Annotated in this window: 14 protein-coding genes; 2 read left to right on the top strand and 12 right to left on the bottom strand. The window is 70.3% G+C overall.

All coding sequences use genetic code 11. The annotated features are described in order from the left end of the window. Nucleotides 1-58 precede the first annotated feature (58 nt). Together HS104_26140 and HS104_26145 are read left to right on the top strand one after the other, a co-directional pair. A complete protein-coding gene (locus HS104_26140; protein ID MBE7483445.1) occupies nt 59-1,714 on the top strand; it encodes an outer membrane protein transport protein in 1,656 nt (551 codons plus the stop codon). A 125-nt stretch (nt 1,715-1,839) separates the two neighbouring features. Beyond that, a complete protein-coding gene (locus HS104_26145; protein ID MBE7483446.1) occupies nt 1,840-2,232 on the top strand; it encodes a hypothetical protein in 393 nt (130 codons plus the stop codon). Between the two features lie 137 nt (nt 2,233-2,369). On the opposite strand, the gene HS104_26150 is transcribed toward HS104_26145, so the two are convergent. The 12 genes from HS104_26150 to HS104_26205 form a co-directional block, all read right to left on the bottom strand. Beyond that, on the bottom strand, nt 2,370-3,116 hold the full coding sequence (locus HS104_26150) for a serine/threonine protein phosphatase (protein ID MBE7483447.1): 747 nt from the start codon (nt 3,114-3,116) through the stop codon (nt 2,370-2,372). Between the two features lies 1 nt (nt 3,117). Further along, nucleotides 3,118-5,439: a transglycosylase SLT domain-containing protein gene (locus HS104_26155; protein MBE7483448.1), complete on the bottom strand. Its 2,322-nt coding sequence runs from the start codon at nt 5,437-5,439 to the stop codon at nt 3,118-3,120. A 137-nt stretch (nt 5,440-5,576) separates the two neighbouring features. After that, on the bottom strand, nt 5,577-6,047 hold the full coding sequence (locus HS104_26160; protein ID MBE7483449.1) for a DUF2269 domain-containing protein: 471 nt from the start codon (nt 6,045-6,047) through the stop codon (nt 5,577-5,579). Beyond that, nucleotides 6,029-6,796, bottom strand: a complete 768-nt coding sequence (locus HS104_26165) for a hypothetical protein (protein ID MBE7483450.1) — start codon at nt 6,794-6,796, stop codon at nt 6,029-6,031. The genes HS104_26160 and HS104_26165 overlap by 19 nt, the downstream gene beginning before the upstream one ends. After that, on the bottom strand, nt 6,796-8,391 hold the full coding sequence (locus HS104_26170; protein ID MBE7483451.1) for a serine/threonine protein kinase: 1,596 nt from the start codon (nt 8,389-8,391) through the stop codon (nt 6,796-6,798). The genes HS104_26165 and HS104_26170 overlap by 1 nt, the downstream gene beginning before the upstream one ends. An 18-nt stretch (nt 8,392-8,409) precedes the next feature. Further along, nucleotides 8,410-9,864 carry a Do family serine endopeptidase gene (locus HS104_26175; GenBank protein MBE7483452.1) on the bottom strand — a complete coding sequence of 485 codons (1,455 nt, stop codon included), beginning with the start codon at nt 9,862-9,864 and terminating at the stop codon, nt 8,410-8,412. Between the two features lie 12 nt (nt 9,865-9,876). After that, on the bottom strand, nt 9,877-10,239 hold the full coding sequence (locus HS104_26180; protein ID MBE7483453.1) for an Hsp20/alpha crystallin family protein: 363 nt from the start codon (nt 10,237-10,239) through the stop codon (nt 9,877-9,879). A gap of 12 nt (nt 10,240-10,251) precedes the next feature. Next, entirely contained in the window at nt 10,252-10,695 is a 444-nt protein-coding gene (locus HS104_26185; protein ID MBE7483454.1) for an Hsp20/alpha crystallin family protein, read from the bottom strand. A gap of 151 nt (nt 10,696-10,846) precedes the next feature. Continuing rightward, nucleotides 10,847-11,914, bottom strand: a complete 1,068-nt coding sequence (gene cheB, locus HS104_26190) for a chemotaxis-specific protein-glutamate methyltransferase CheB (GenBank protein ID MBE7483455.1) — start codon at nt 11,912-11,914, stop codon at nt 10,847-10,849. A 1-nt stretch (nt 11,915) separates the two neighbouring features. Then, the gene (locus tag HS104_26195) at nt 11,916-12,797 is read right to left on the bottom strand and encodes a protein-glutamate O-methyltransferase CheR (protein MBE7483456.1); all 882 of its coding nucleotides are present in this window, start codon (nt 12,795-12,797) and stop codon (nt 11,916-11,918) included. Further along, nucleotides 12,794-14,896 (bottom strand): HEAT repeat domain-containing protein, encoded by a 2,103-nt coding sequence (locus HS104_26200; GenBank protein ID MBE7483457.1) that lies wholly within the window; start codon nt 14,894-14,896, stop codon nt 12,794-12,796. The genes HS104_26195 and HS104_26200 overlap by 4 nt, the downstream gene beginning before the upstream one ends. Beyond that, a complete protein-coding gene (locus HS104_26205; GenBank protein ID MBE7483458.1) occupies nt 14,893-15,336 on the bottom strand; it encodes a purine-binding chemotaxis protein CheW in 444 nt (147 codons plus the stop codon). The genes HS104_26200 and HS104_26205 overlap by 4 nt, the downstream gene beginning before the upstream one ends. Nucleotides 15,337-15,376: the final 40 nt, after the last annotated feature.

A 15,376-nucleotide genomic window follows, 5' to 3' on the forward strand; every position in this document is an offset into this window, starting at 1 on the left:
GTCCGTGGCGCAGAATCCCGCTCGCTCATTTGCTGGGAATCTGCATTAATAGGCTGAAGTGGCAGGGAAACGACGTGCTTCGCTCGCGTGCGTGACGGGGCTCGTGCTCGCGAGCGCGACCGGCGCGCAGGCAGCAGGGCTCTACTTCGGTGACCGCGGGGTGCGTCCGCTCGGGCGCGCCGGCGCGTTCGTCGCCGGCGCCGACGACGGCGGCGCCATCGCCTACAACCCCGCCGGCCTCGCCTTCGCGGGCCACGCCTACCTCGGCGACTTCGCCTGGGTGAACTACACCAGCACCTATCAGCGCAAGCAGCTGGTGGCGCAGGTCGATCCGAACACGGGGCAGCCCACCGGGCAGACCTGGGAGTTCACCTTTCCGGAGGTCGAAGGGCGCACGCCGATCCTGCCCATCCCCACCGCCGTCTACTCGAACCCGCTCGGGCAGAAGGACTGGAACTTCGCCATCGGCTTGCACGCGCCTTATGCGGCCATCACCAGCTTCCCGGAGAAGGTGAAGGGCCAGCCCGCCCCGCAGCGCTACTCGCTGATCACCCTCGACGGCTCCGCGCTGGCGGTGCTGGGCGCGTACGCCTCCTACCGGCCCCAGAAGGAGATCGCTCTCGGCGCCGGCGTCGAGGCGCTCACCGGCTACTTCCAGACCAGCGTCTACTTCAGCGCCTGCGTGCCCGAGCGCTTCATCTGCGCGCCGGAGCAGCCCGAATACGACGCCTACGGGCAGCTGCGCGTCGGCCCCATCGTGGCGCCGTCGGGCATCCTGGGAGTCATACTCTTGCCGAGCGACTCGCTGCGCATCGGCGCGTCGTTCCACCTGCCGGTCTGGATCGACTCGCCCGGAACGCAGAAGGTCCGGCTGCCCAGCGCCGCCGTGTTCGACGGCGCCAGCGTGAGCGGCGACGCGGTGAACGTGGAGTTCACCCTGCCCTGGGTCTTGCGCCTGGGCGTCGAGCTGCGTCCGACCGACAAACTCGCGATCGAGGGCGGCTTCGCCTACGAGGCCTGGGCGATGCACGACGAGATCAGGGTGAGCTCGGAGGACATCGCGCTGGAGAACGTCGCGGGCTTCCCTCCCGTCTACAAGATCCCGCCGCTCAGCATCGAGCGCGGCTTCCAGAACACCTACTCGGTGCGCGTGGGCGCCGAGTACAAGTTCCCGGTCTCGAGCTACGCGCTGGGGCTACGCGCCGGCGCGATGTACGAGAAGAGCGCCATCCCCAAGGAGTACCTGTCCGCGACCACCATCGATCTGGACAAGGTCACTCTCGCGGTGGGCGGCAGCCTGTACCTGGGCAAGTGGCGCTTCGACGGGGTGATCGCCCGAGTCATCGGCACACCCGTCGAGGTCGGCACCGACGAGCAGCGCGTGAAGCAGCTGAACCCGGTGCTGGCGAACCCGGCCGCGAACCCCAACTACATCAACGCCGGCAAGTACGACGCGAGCGCCAACGTGCTCGGCGTCGGGCTGGTCTATCAGTTCGACTCACCGGCGGAGCCGCCGACCAAGCCGAGCGTGAGGCCCGCCGACGAGGAAGACGAGCCGGAGACCCCGAAGGCCAAGGCCAAGAGCGAGGAGCCGCCGGAGACGAAGGCCGAGCCGGAGACTCGGCAGGCCGACGAGGACTTCGAGAAGGCGTTCGAGCAGGAGCTGGAGAAGAAGCCGGAGAAGAAGCCCGGCAAGGGCGGCAAGAAGAAGTAACCCGGCGGGCAGCGCCCCGCCGCTGGCAGGGGCCATCCCGCCACCCTGGCGCCGCCTGCCGTGAAATTGGCGGCTTCCGCCGCTGGCACGCCGCGTGAAAAGGCCTCGCGTCGGAGGTCCGAATCATGGCTGTCAGGAACATCATTGCCGCAATCGCCGCCCTCGCCGCATCCGCAGGAGCAGGAGGCGCCTACTTCGCTACCGGCACCCCGGCGACCCCGGCGCCTTCCCCGCACACGACGGTGGTGCTCGAGACCAAGGAGGCTCCCGCGGAACAGGAGCAGTCGGTGAAGGTCGAGAGCTCCGACAAGAAGCAGCGCGTCGAGGTGCAGCGGGGCAAGAGCGGGAGCGCCGTGCGTGTCCCAGGCGGTGACGAGGCGAGCAAGGTCGAGGTGAAGAGCACGAAGAGCGGCGACCAGGACGTGAGCGCCGGCGACGTGAAGGTGCAGCGCAAGGGCAAGGGCGTGAGCGTGAAGGTCGGCGACCTGGTCGTGGACACCAACACCATCGGCGAGTGAGGCGGCCAAGGCTCGGAGCAGAGGAAGACAAACCGCCAAGACGCCAAGAGCGCCAAGTTCGCCAAGTCTCCTGGCTCAGAACAAAAGAAATTCTGCTGGCGTACTTGGCGTTCTGTCTGGCGTCTTGGCGGTTAGTCTCAACGCGACTCGTACACCTTCAACGCGGGCAGCTCGATCGCGGTGAGGAAACCGCCTTCCTTCCCGCAGCGGGTGTCGATCGCGACGACGTCGCCCCGAAACCAGAGATCGCCGGGGTCTTCCGGGGTGTAGGTCGACAGCTCGACCGGGAGGTCTTCGGTCGCCGTGTGCCCGCAGATCACCCGCTTCCCTTTGTACTCTCGGAAGAACTTCGAGCTGCGCAGCCAGAGCAGCACGATCGGGTCCGGGACCTCGCTCGGGTGCAGGAATCGTCCGGCCTTCTCCGGCAGGCCGGCGTGCACGTAGATGGCGTGCTCGTCCTCGTAGAAGTGCAGCAGCCCCGCCATCCAGGTCGCCACCGGCTCCGGGAAGAAAGAGCCGGAGAACAGCGCCTCCAGGTCCTCTTTTTGCGGCTGCGTCTCGGGCAGGGGACGCCCGAGGTAGGAACGAACACAGGCCCAGCACCCGTTTGGTTGCGGCAGCACGAACTCCGGCCAACCACCGTTCAGGACTCGCAGCCAGCCGTCCTCGTGGTTGCCGCGCAGGAACACCAGCTTCGCCGGCGTGTGCTGGTCGAGCCCCATCAGGAGCTCGATCACGCCCCGGGAGTCGGGGCCACGGTCCAAGTAGTCCCCCAGAAAGACCAGCGTGTCCTCGGCGTCGAGCGCCGGCAGGCGCCCGAGCAAGGTCGTCAGCTGCCCGAGGTCGCCGTGCACGTCGCCCACGACGAAGGTGCGTCCCGCCATCTCAGCCTCCAGCTGCGGGCTCGGGGTCGCTCGAGGGCCCTTCGGCGGCGGGCTCGGGGCTCTCTGCGCCCGCCGGTAGCGTCTCCGGCGGCTCGGGCTCGTTCGGCACTGCCGCTGCCTTTGCTGCCGCGCTGCCGACGGGAACGTACACGACGAGCTTCTCGCCCGTCTCGAGCTTCTTGCTGCGCGAGCGCCGGTTGATGCGTTCCATCCAGCCGACGCTCATGCCGTAGCGACGCCCGAGGCTGGCCAGCGTGTCGCCGCTCCGGGCCTCCACGCTGATGCGCCGTTTGCCGTTCAGCCCCTCGAAGTGATCGAAGAACTCAGGGGTGCCGGCGACCAGCACGCGCACGTCCTTCTCCGAGAGCAGGCGGACGCCGGTCACGGCCTTGCCCTGGGGCACCCAGACCGTCAGCACCATCCCCGACACCAAGCGCGCGCTCGGATCCAGGGCGTTCCAGGCGAGCACCTCGCTCTCCGCGACGCCGACGGCCCGCGCGATGCGCTCGAGGGTGTCGCCGCCGAGCACGCGGTAGAACATCCGGGTCTTGTCCGCGTAGCGGAACTCGCGCGGCGAGATGACCACCACGTCATCCGCCGCGGCGGACGGCTGCGCAGCGCTGGCCGCGCGCTTCGGGACGAGCAGCACCGTTCCGGCGCGCAGCGGCTCGTCATTTCGCAGCTTGTTGAGGCGAGCCAAGACGACCCGATCCGTGCCCCGCGCTCCTGCGATGCTGGCGGCGTCGTCACCCAGCTTCACCACGTACGGCTCGGCATCGGGCTCAGCCTCGTCGGACTTCGCCAGCGCCGCGGTCACCTGCTGCGCCTTGCCCTCCGGCACGCGGACGCGGAACGTCGCCTGCCCCTGGGTCCTGGCGGGCGGCACGCGTCCGAGCAGGATCTGGGGGTTCAGGGCCTCGATGGTCGCGAGCGGGACTCGAGCGGCTTCGGCGATGCGCTCGAGGGGCACCCCCGCCTGAGCCACGACCCCGTCGAAGCTCTCCGGCGGATCGACCGCGACGTCGGCGAGCCCGAACGCCTTCTTGTTCGACATCACCAGCGCGAGCGCGAAGATTTTTGGAACGTAGAGCGTCGTCTCCCAGGGAATGCCGGCTTCGTAGCGACACAGCTCCCAGTAGTCGTTGGTGTTGAACTTGCGAATCGCCTTCGAGAGGCCGCCGTAGCCCATGTTGTACGCGGCCATCGCCAGCTCCCAGCTACCGAAGCGCCGATACAAGTCTCCCAGGTAGAGCACGGCGGCGTCGGTCGCGCGCTTCGGATCGTAGCGCTCGTCCACCCAGCGATCGACGTTCAGCCCGTACGAGCGTCCCGCGTCCGGCATGAACTGCCAGAGGCCCGCGGCGCCAGCCGGCGACACGATGGTCGGGTTGTGCCCGCTCTCGATCAAGCTGAGCCAGACCAGGTCGGAGGGCAGTCCGGCGCGGGTGAGCTCGGCCTTTAGCGCGCCGACGTAGCGCCCGCTCTTCTTCGCCCACACCCGCGCGATGGCCTTGCCCTTGGGGTTGTCGCGGTAGAACTTGAGGTAGCGGACGACGCGGGACTCGAGCCGCACCGGCAAGTCCGGCATGGTCAGCGAGCGGATCCACTCGGCGTCGCTCGGGGCGTCGTCCCCGTCATCGAGGCCGGGATCGGCGGCAGCAGCCGGCGGCAGGCCCGAGGCGTGGACGCGCGCGCCGGGTGTCGCGGCGGGCTTCGGCAGATCCCAGCTGAAGCCCGGGGTCGAGCCCGGGAGCGGCTTCGGAAACAACACCCGCTCGGCAGCCTTCAACGCCTCGAGCTCGGGATCCTTCTTGTCACTGCCGGTCGAACCGCCGACGGCCGCGACGCGGCGTCGCGCCGCCTCGTTCGGCACGGGCCGCGCGGCACCTGCCGGAAGCGTCGCCTCCGGCCTTCGGGGTGGCTTGCCCTTCTTCTTCGCGACCGGGGCCGCGACCGGCTTCGGCGCGGACGACCCGCGGGGTGGCGCAGCGGGCGCAGCGGCGGGAGCTGGCGGCAGGGCGGGAGCTGGGCCGCTGGGCGAGGTCGCCGGGGCCGGCTCGGGCTTCGCCGGTGCGGCTGGCGCGGGCTTCGCCGGTGCGGCTGGCGCGGGCTTCGCCGGTGCGGCTGGCGCGGGCTTCGCCGGTGCGGCTGGCGCGGGCTTCGGCGGTGCGGCTGGCGCGGGCTTCGCCGGTGCGGCGGCACCGGGCGCCTGAGCCTTGGGCGGAGCCGCGCTCGGCTTGGGGAGCACCACTTCCTGCGCGCGAGCCGGCGACGCGAGGCCGAGGAACGCCCCGAGCATCAGCCAGCCACTCGCGCGACGCATTGTCGAGTCGTAGCGACGAAGCCGGATGGGGTCAAATCGCCCGAGTTTGTCGCGGAACTCTTGTGCAGAGGCCGCGAGCTGTGCGGGGGGGTCAGACTCGACCTTCAGCGACAGCGCGATCTGCCACGGAGGCCAAATCAGAGCACCGCCTGCTTCGAGACCATCATCCACACCACCGCCAGCGTGACCGAGAACGACGGCACACCGAGCAGGGCCCACGTGCGCTGCATGCGGTGCCACGCGGGAGGAAGCGGGGTGCCGTCACGCTGGGCCGCAGCCGACAGCGCCCGCATCCGGACTTGGAGGTAAGCGGCCGGGAGCCAGGTGATGCCGGCGACGGCGTAGCCGGCGAGTCCCTGCCAGACCCAGGGAGTGTGGAGCGGCAGCTTGTAGAGGTCGACCAGCCAAAGGCCGGTCACGGGCATGGTGAGACCGGCTGGAACGGTGAAGAGCCAGTCCGCGCGCACCACCTCGCGGTCGCACCAGGCGATCACTGCCACGTCCTTCGAGAGCCCGGCCCTGAGCTTGTAGTAGGCGCTGCCGAGCCCGGTGCCCAGGAAGAGCACCGCCCCGAGGATGTGGATCGTCTTCAGGACCAGCGGGAGCATCGCCTGAGGACCACTAGCGTGCCGAGCACGATTGGGACATTTTTCGTGAACGGTCCGAACGGGTGGAACCACATCCACGGCACGAACACCGAGACCACCACGGGCAAGACGACCAGGCCCACGAGCTGCGCCGCCAGAACGAGCCGAAGGAGTCGGCCCCGGCAGAGGAGCGCCGCGATGCCGGAGCCGAGCTGCGCCACGCCGATGAGCGCGAGCAAGAGGCCCGGCTCACCGAAGGCGAGCCCGGTCTGCTCGGCGATCCACAGCTCCTCGCTCTGCTGAAACAGGATCTTGGGGAACAAGCCCTCCGTGATCCAGACGCTGGCCATGCCGACCCGGAGCAGCCACTCCGTGCGGCGCGAGAAGCCTTCGCGCTCGAGCAACCACGCGCCGGCGACCGCGGCGACGATCGGCACGTTCTTGGTCAGCATGCCGAATGGGCTCACGAGCAGCTTCGGCTCGGCGAGGGCCAGGATGGCCGTGAAGCTCGACACCATCGAGACCTGGAGCAGGGTGACCCAGCTCGATGCCCGACCGAGCGCGACCCGGAACGCCAGCGCGATCTCGAACGCGCAGGTCAGCGGCATCAGCCAGGCGGGCAGGCCGAGACGCCCGAGGTAGCTCGCGCCGATGCTCCGGTACAGCGGGTGAACGACCAGGACGCCGGTGGCCAGCCAGACGCTCGCGACACCGACCTTGAGCCACAGCGAGTCTCGCTCGTCGTTCGAGCGCCCCGCCGGCTCCCCCATCACGACCTCTTCCGTGGGAGGAACCAGGCCAGGGCGGCGGCCAGAGGACAGAGCAGCATCGCAGCCAAGGACCAGGCGGGGTGCGCGATGGCCGCCGGGTTGCGCTGCACGACCAGCTCGAACAGGCGCGCTGCCAGGGCGAGCAGCGCGTAGGCGACGACCCCCGCGCCGAGCGCGGCGCGCGTCCTGATCAGCGTCTCGAGGGCGCGCGGAGTGCTCGACCAGACGCTCCTGGCCAGGAAGCGCACCCAGAGACCCAGCGGCGCGAGCAACAGCACCACGGACAGAACGACCGAGAGCACGAGCTCGCCCGTGCTGGGCCCACGCGTCGGGTCGCCGATCCAGCGCACGGCACCCAGCACACCGTCGCCGACCACGAGCAGGCACAGGCAGAGTCCCACGAGCGACGCGAGCACCAAGAGCGGGCGGGCGCGCTTGGCGTTCTTGCTGGCGTCCGCGACGGTGGACGCGCCGAGCAGCGTGGCGACGCCGGCAGCGAGCATCGTCTTGTCATGACCTCCGGCGTCACCTCCCGTCGCGGACACGGACGGTCCGGATTGGTCGAACGCGGCGAGGCCGGCGTCGAGCTCCTCGACACGCGACAGGCGATCCGCAGGCTCCCGGGCCATGGCGCGCTGGATCAAGAGCTCGAGCGCTTCTGGGATGCTCGGCGCCAGGGTGCGGGGGCGTGGCGGCTCCTCGGAGAGCACGGCCGTCAGCGTCGCGATCTGGTCCAGGCCCTCGTAGGGCTTCCTGCCGGTGAGCGCGCGATACAAGATCGCACCCGCGGCGTACACGTCGGCACGGGCGTCCACGCGATCGCCGCGAGCCTGCTCCGGCGCCATGTAGGCCGGCGTGCCCATGACCACTCCCGTCTTGGTGAGCGCGCTGCCTTCGTCGAGCTTGGAGATGCCGAAGTCGACCATCTTCACCCGCGGCGCGGCGAGATCGCCGAGCAGGATCACGTTCTCGGGCTTGACGTCCCGGTGCACGATGCCACGCGCGTGTGCTGCAGCCAGGGCACGACACACCTGGCGCACGACGGAAACCGCCGTCGAGGGCGGAAGCTTGCCGACCCGATCGAGGTATTTTCCGAGCTCCTCACCTTCGAGCAGCTCTTGCACGATGTAGGGACGGCCGTCGGCCGCGCGATTCACGTCGTACACGCCCACTACGTTGGCGTGCTCGATGGCAGCCATCGCCTCGGCTTCGCGCTGGAAGCGCGCGACCACCTCCGGCTGGCGGGCGAGCTCGTGGTGTAGCATCTTGATGGCGAAGCGCTTGTTCGGCAGGCGTGTGTGCCGAGCTTCGTAGACGCGCCCCATGCCCCCCTCGCCGAGCACGCGCGTGATCTCGTAGGACTCCGCCAGCGTGGCCCCGACCAGCGGGTCTGCGTCCTCCGGTGCGTCCGCGAGCGGCGTGGCGTCGCGGGGGCAGACGCGAAAGTCTGCGGGGTAGCGCCCAGAGCACGCCGGGCAGATGCGGGGCAGCGCGGAAGACGCCATCGGCGGCGTCGGGCTGAGCCCGAGCGAAGAGATCGACGGCGCGCTCGACACTGTGGCCGATCCGCCGCCCTGTGGGTCACGCGAGCTCATCGCCGAGGCGATGCTACCTCAGCGGCGCGACACCACGAACAGCGTGCTGCCCTCGCGAAACACCAACAGCAGCGTGCGGCCCTTGGCCTTGGCGTACATCTCGCGGAAGCGCGCGACACCCGTGACCTTTTCTCGATTGACCTCCAGCACGACGTCCCCGCCGCGCAGCCCCGCGCGCGCCGCCGGGCTGCCCCGCTCCACTTCGACGACGTGGACTCCGGAAGTCACGCTCTTCGGCAGGTTCAGCGAGCGCCGGACGTCGGGGCTCAGTTCGCCCAGGGTGAGGCCGTCGAGGCCGTCGCTTCGTGCCGGCGCGAACGCCCGGCGCAGGTCCCCTGGCTGCGACTCGAGCGCCGCGATGAGCTCCAGCGCCTTGCCCTCGCGGAGGAGCTCGAGCTTCACCTGTTTGCTCGCGCCGCTCTCTGCGATCCGGTTCCTGAACTGACCGACGCCGTCTACCTTCTGGCCCTCGAGCTTGGTGATGACGTCGCCGCGCAAGAGCCCGGCCTTCTCCGCCGGCCCTCCCGCCTGCACGTCGGAGATCAGCACCCCAGTCGGAGCGGGCAGCTTCATCGCCGTCGCCAGCTCCTGATCCACGTCCTGGATCGAGACCCCGAGCCAGCCGCGCACGACCTTGCCGTTGGTACGGAGGCTCTCGATGATGGGCTTGGCCATGTTCGTCGGGATCGCGAAGCCGATGCCCACGTTGCCGCCCGTGCGCGACAGGATGGCCGTGTTGATCCCGACCAGGCGTCCTTCCATGTCTACGAGGGCGCCGCCCGAGTTGCCGGGGTTGATGGCCGCGTCGGTCTGGATGAAGTCCTCGTAGTCCACGATCCCCATGTTCGCGCGACCCTTGGCCGACACGATGCCCATGGTGACGGTCTGACCGACGCCGAACGGGTTGCCGACGGCCAGGACCACGTCACCCAGGCGCAGTCGGGAAGAGTCCCCGAGCTCGAGGGGCACCAGGCCCTTGGTGTCCCCGGAGACCTCCAGCACCGCCAGGTCGCTCTTCGGATCGGTCCCCAGCACCTTGGCGGGGAGCTCGCGCTTGTCGGCGGTCTTCACCTTCAGCTCGTCCGCGTCGGCGACCACGTGGTTGTTGGTGACGACCAGCCCCGGGCCTACCACTACGCCCGAGCCCAAGCCGCTCCCGGGCGGGCCGAAGCCGAACGGCAGCGAGGGAGTCGCACGTTTGGACGACACGCTCACCACCGAGGGCAGCACCCGTTCCACGACGTCGGCGATGTTCACCCCCCCGGCGCGCGCGAGCGCGGGCGTCGGGAGCGGGACGACAGCGGCGCTCGCGTTCGGCGGGGGCGTGGGCTCGGGGGAAGCGACCTTGGCGGCGGAGTCCTGGGAGCGCGCGCAAGAGAGCGCGGTCAGCGCGGCGAGCAGCACCAGGGTTGGCGCACGCCGAGGAGCTTCTTCCCACATGTAGAGGGAGAACACCCCCAGGTTCCTGGACATTCCCCGTCGGGGTCAGCCGACCCGGACGGGGATCTTCCGGGGTGCGAGCGCCGCCTGCTTGGGCAGGTGGAGGTGGAGCACCCCAGCCTCGAGCTTGGCTTCGATGCGCTCGCGGTCGATGGCGCGCGGGATGGTGAAGGTTCGGCTGAAGTCCAGCGCCTGGTACTCGGAGGCGAGCACCGCACCGCTCGGCCCCTCGGAGCGTTTGGCCTCGAGGGTCAGCGTGTCGCCGTCTGCTTGGATGGCGAGGGTCTCCTTGGTCACTCCGGGCAGATCCGCCAGGAGCAGGATCTCCTTCTCGTTCTCGTACACGTCCACGCGCGGCGTGGCGACGGGTCGGTCTTTGGTCTGAGCCAGCTTCTCGTCACGAGCCATGGTCCTTCCTCCTCACGCGACTCGAACCGCGATCTGGCGCGGCTTCACTTCCGGGGCCTTCTCCAGCGTCACGGTGAGAACACCGTCCTTGAGCGTCGCCTGCGTCTTCTCCGGATCCACCTTGGCCGGCAGGGCGAAGCTGCGCGTGAAGCGATAGGGGGCGCGCTCTTGGCGGTAGGCTGCATACCCTTCCGGAGCGTCGCTCTTGCGCTGCCCGCTCAGGGTCAGCACGTCTTGCTCCAGGGAGAGGGTCAGGTCCCTCTCCTGGACCCCGGGCACGTCGGCCTGAAGCACGAAGGCGTTGCCGGTGTCGTGGAAATTGACTCGGGGCGCGCCACCGGTGGCGGGCTCCGGCGGAGCGCTGCGGTCGTAGTCGTCGAAGACGCGGTCCATGCGTCGCCGGAGCTGGTCCATCAGCGCCAGCGTGCGATCGAGATCATTGCGATAGCCGAACATCGGTAGTCCTCCTGGTCGTGTCGGGGCGGACCGGCACGAGGCGCGCCAGGGCCCATTCCCTTTCGTCCACGGAGCCCCGGAACGAGGCTGAGAGGCCGTGGATAGCCGGCACCATGTGCACCGGCCCCGGAAGTGTCAACGGGCCCCGAGCTCAGCGCAGCGAGCCGAGGTACTCGGCGATTTCCGGCAGCGCCATCGACTGGCTCACGACCCCCGCTCGTACGGCGGCTCCCGGCATGCCGTAGACGATGGCCGTGGCGTCGCTCTCCGCCACGACCACCCCGCCGGCCTCGCGGATCGCCCGCGCCCCCTGCACCCCGTCGTCCCCCATGCCGGTCAGGATCACGCCGATGGCCCGGGCCCCGTGCAGGCGCGAGAGGCTGGTGAACAGCCGGTCGGCGCTGGGGACGTAACGGTCCTCGGGCCCCGGCGGCCGGATCCGGACCCTGGGCATCCCGCCCGGGCCGCCCGCCTCGAGCGTCATGCAGCGGCCGCCCGGGCAGACCAGCGCCGCCCCGGCCGCGAGCTCGTCGGCGTCGGCCGCTTCGCGGATCTCGAGCTCGCTGCGCCGGTCCAGCCGCTCGGCGAACGTGCGCGTGAACTTGTCCGGCATGTGCTGCGTGACCAAGAGCGCGTTGGGGTAGCGGGCGGGCATTCGGGACACCACCTGCATGAGCGCCGTGGGTCCGCCGGTACTGGAGGCGATGCCGATGACCTGGCGGGGCGCTTGCCGCTCGCCGGAGCGGGGCGGCACCGAATCGGTGCCCGGCAGCGAGTCGAGCTGCGGGCGCACGACGAACACCCCGCGCTTGAGCGTCCGCGCCAAGAGCACCTTTGCCAGGAGCTCCCGCGCGATGCCCTGGAAGTCTCCGTCGCTCTTCTGATCCGGCTTGGCCACGAAGTCGAGCGCGCCGAGCTCGAGCGCACGGAAGACGTTCTCCTTGGCGCTGTAGCTTGAGACCACGATCACCGGCGTCGGCTGCTTGCTCATCAAGATGCGCAAGAACGTGAACCCGTCCATCTTCGGCATCTCGAGGTCGAGCGTGATGACGTCCGGCCTGAGCGACACCGCCAAGCGCAGGGCTTCTTCGCCGTCCGCCGCCTTGCCGACCACTCGGACGTCCGGCGAAGCCTCCAGGATCGCCCCGATGCTCCGGCGGTTGTACGCGGAGTCGTCCACGACCAAGACGGAGGTGGGAGCTATGGTCGGCAGGCTCATCTCAGGCGTCTTTCACCAGACCGTCCAGTCGTCCGGTGACCAGAGGCTTCCTGTACACCAGATCGTCCTTCAGGTGACACAGCTCGAACGCGGTGGAGACGTTCCAGAGCGATTCCGAGTGTCCCAGGAGCAGGTAGCCACCTGGGAGCAGGCGCTCGTACAGGTTCTCGATGACCTTGGCGCGGGCGCGCGCGTCGAAGTAGATGAGGACGTTGCGGCACAAGACCAGGTCCACGCGGCCGACGATGGAAGCCCGGGAAACGTCGAGCAGGTTGACCTGCCCGAAGTGGCACAGACGCTTGACGTTCTCGGAGATGTGGCTGCCGTCCGGCCGCTCGTCGAAGTAGGTGCGGCGAAGCTGAGGCGGCGTAGAGCGGAACGCATTCGGACGGTACACACCGCGGCGCGCCGCTGCGACGCTCTTCTTCGAGATGTCGCTGCCGATGATGTGGACGTCCCAGCCCTCGAAGAGCCGGGACTCGAGCACGCACATCGCGACGGTGTACGCCTCTTCCCCGGTGGCGCAGCCCGCGCTCCAGATCGTCAGCCGGCGCGAGCGCACGTTGTGCCGCGCGAGCTCGGGCAACAGCTCGTGCTGAAGTGCCCTGAGCTGGTACTCCTGGCGAAAGAAGTAGGTCTCCTTGGTGGTCAAAAGGTCGACCACTTCGTCGAGCTCGGCGCTGCCGCCGCTGCTGAGCCGCAGGTACTGGTAGTAGTCGTTGAAGCCCTCGAGCGACAGCGCCGCGACGCGCTCGGACAGGCGACGCTCGAACGCGTACAGCGCGTCGTCATGGTACTCGAGACCCGCGTGGGCGTTGATCAGGTCGCGCAAGAGCCGGAACACCTCCGGCGTCAGCCGCGGCCGGCGGGACGCCGGCGTCATTGTCGCCGCATCCCGCGCAAGCTGGGAGGCGGCGCCGTGCGCCGGCGACCGCTCAGCGTCTCGGCGTCGGTGATGGCGCGGGTCAGCTCTTCACGCACCAGATCCTGCCGCTCCAAGGAGAGCCGACCGCGCAGCAGCGCCAGCGCCTCGTCGCAGCCGAGGGTGCCGAGCAGCTCTGCGGCGAGCCGCCGCACGTCCCACTCGGTGTGCTCCAGACAGACCCCGAGCCGAGACGCCGCCCGCGGGTCGCTCGCGCTGGCCAGTACCCGCATCGCGGACTTGACCACCTCCGAATCCGCGTGTGAGAGCGCCGACACCACGTGCTCGTCCCGCTCGACACCTGCGAAGGCACCCAGCGCCTCCAGCGCGGCCACCGCTACCACCGGCTCGCGCCCCAGGAGCTCTCCCAGCACCGGGACCGCGCGCGCGTCGCCCACCTCGCCCAGGGCGCGGGCCGCGGCGGCCACCAGCGAGCGGTCCGAAGAGAGGCGCGCGATCTCCGTCAGGTGCTCCACACCAAGGGGCCTGCCCGTCTCGTCCGAGAGCCGGCCCAGCGCGCGGATCGCCGCGATCCGCACCTCGAGCTCTTCGTCGTTCAAGGCGAACGCGACCGGCTCGAGGGCTGCGCTCCCGCCGAGCGCCGAGAGCGCCGAGAGCGCCGCGCGCCGCGCCGTAGGGATCGGTCCGCCCAGCGCCGCCGCCAAGAAGGCGACGTGCGCGCCCACGTCCGGCTGACTGGCGCCGAGCGCCTCGATCACGATGGCCGCGGCTTCGGCGCCCGCACCGCTCGGGCTGGCCGAACGCACCAGCCCGAGGGCGTCGGCCGGGTGCCGGCGCGCCAGCGTCGCGAGCGCCCGGTGCGCCGCTTGCGCGACGACCGGCGCTGCGCCGAGCAACCCGGCAGCGTCTTGCAGCGCGGCTCGATCACCGGCGGCGGCCAGCGCGTCGAGCGCGGCGGCGACGACCTCCGGTGCAGCGTCACCCAGGGCGCGCTTGGCCGCCGCGTTCGCGTCGGGGTCGAGCGCGACCAAGGGCCCGAGCAGCGACAGGCACGCGGCCCTCTGCTCGGGCGTCGGGCCTTCGGCGCCCGCGACCAGCGCTGCGACCGCAGCGCTCCCGAGCTCGGTGAGCGTGGCCTCGGCCTGCTCGGCCAGCGCATCGTCGGCGAGCGCGGCCACCGCCGCCCGCGCCGCAGCGTCGCTGCCCAGGAGGCCGGCGGCACAGAGCGCGTTGCGCCGCTCGCCCGGTTGACCATCCTCGTCCAGGCAGAGCGCCAGGATGGTCTCGCGCACCTGAGCTGGCGCCTCCCGGAGGCCCGCGCCGAGGCGCTCGTGAGCCCGAGCGCTCGTCCGGCTGAGCTCCACCAGTGAAGCCAGGGCATCCGCGAACGTCCTGCCCCGAGCCGCGGCCAACATGTCCAATAGCGCCGGCACTGCCGGTTCGGCGCCGCTCCTGCCCGCCAGGGCGAGCACCGCCGGCAGCAAGATGGGATCGCTGGCCAGGGGCTCGAGCCGCTCCCAGGGCAGCGTGGCCGAGAGGCGCTCGAGTCCCTGCAGCGCGGCCAGGCGCTCGAAGCGCGACAACGAGTCGAGGCATTCGTCCAGGATCGCGATCGCCTCCTCGGCGCAACCTTCGCCGATGGCCGCGACGGCTTCGACCGCCGCTCCGCGCACGTTGACGTCGGGGTCCTTCAGCAAGCGCTTGAGCAGCGGCAGCGCCTCGGGGCGCGCGCCCAGGGCGAGGACGTCCACCACCAGCTTCCTCCCGTCCGCGTCCAGGTCGCCCAGGGCGTGGGCCAGCGCGCCGATGGCGTGGACGCCGTAGTCTGCGAGGGCCTCCACGGCGCTGTTGCGCTCGCCGACGTTGTCGCCGGGGCCGAGCGCTGCCACGAGCGCCGACAGCACCTCCGGAGAAGGAGCCAGAGCGACCGCGGTGAGCACCGCCTCCTTGCGCACGCGCCAATCGGAGTCGCTCAACGCCCGCATCAGCAGCTTCACGGGAACTTCACTCGAGGGGCGGCGCAGGCTCGCCGCTGCTCGCCGCCGCTCCTCGGCGTCGTCCGCCGAGAGCGCCCGTTCGACGTCCGCCCACGCGCTCACAAAGCGTCTCCAGAACCGACGAGTCCCGGAAGGGCGAGAGGAGCGACCATCGCCTCGAAGCGCGCGACGTCGAGCACGAACACCAGGCTGTCGGAGTGGCTGGCCACACCCAGGATGCCCCGAGCGTCGTCGCCCCCGCCCAGGTTCGGCGGTGGGCCGAGCTCGGCGCCCCCCGTCCCGAACACCTCGGTGACGCTGTCCACCATCAGACCCACCGTGTGGTCCTCCACCTCGACCAAGATCCACTTCGCGCGACGCTGATCGGCGGCGGGGGGTAGCCCGAAGCGCGCCCGCAGATCGACCACCGGAATGACGGTGCCGCGATGGTTGGCGACTCCCGCGACTGCGAGCGGCGAGTGCGGGAGAACCGTCAGTGGCAGGGGGTTCACGATCTCGCGCACCGACGCGATCGGTACCGCGTAGTGCACGTCGCCGACCATGAACCCGACCAAGCTCTTCTGGGGGTCCGGTCTTCCTTTC

The organism is Polyangiaceae bacterium (genome assembly GCA_015075635.1).
Lineage (GTDB): Bacteria > Myxococcota_A > Polyangia > Polyangiales > Polyangiaceae > JADJKB01.